We start from the raw sequence: 723 nt of genomic DNA, 5'->3' as shown, positions 1-723 counted from the left end.
TATTTTTGAGGAAACGTACATTGGATGTATTCAAGCAATTAAAAGAAGAAGTAAATCTCATTCATTTTCGATGGATTACTTATGGGCAAATATATGCGCAAGGTCCAGAAGTGATTGAGCTACTAAATAGCAACGGAGGATACTTTTTCTACATCACTCAACATTTATATTTGGATAATGTGTCTCTTGCATTTTCTAAGCTGACTGACCCTAACCGGCAATGTGGAAATGAAAATTTAAGTTTGAAGCAGTTAATAGTTATTGCGAATGACAGAAAAGACGTAGAGTTGGCGCAAGTTTTAAAAGCAAAGTTTCAAGAGCTTTTTGATGCATGCCACAAATTTAGAGTACATCGGAACAAGCGATAGCACACGCTGATTTAGCTCATGCTACAGGTAGCGCAGAAGAGCCTTTGCCTGGTATATCACGACAGTACGTAGAAGATGCTTTAAAGTTGCTAAGAGACTTTATGAATGCTTATGAGCTTGGAACTAGCAATAGCCAGACAGCGTATCAGCATATACAACTCAAGCCAGACTACGTTGGTGGTGTTCTTATTAAGGCTTTGGAGAAAGCAAAAAATACATAACAAACTGTTTAAGAGTGATTCGCAACGCGTGGCATTTTTACCATGCGTTGCGTTTAGTGTTTAAGGTGGTATGCGGGAGCATCGGTATTGCGTTGCTCACCCCTTAACAGGGCGTTATACGCCATGGAGGGAAA

The 723-nt window shown here is 39.7% G+C and carries 1 protein-coding gene; it reads left to right on the top strand.

The genetic code is table 11. The annotated features are described in order from the left end of the window. Positions 1-368, top strand: a 368-nt coding sequence (locus RH45_RS22240; protein WP_008081725.1) for an AbiU2 domain-containing protein, incomplete at its 5' end; no start/stop codon positions are given. Positions 369-723: the final 355 nt, after the last annotated feature.

The organism is Vibrio sinaloensis DSM 21326 (assembly GCF_000189275.1).
GTDB lineage: Bacteria > Pseudomonadota > Gammaproteobacteria > Enterobacterales > Vibrionaceae > Vibrio > Vibrio sinaloensis.
The sequence above is the reverse complement of the archived record's forward strand: the minus strand, read 5'-3'. Positions and strand labels throughout refer to the sequence as shown.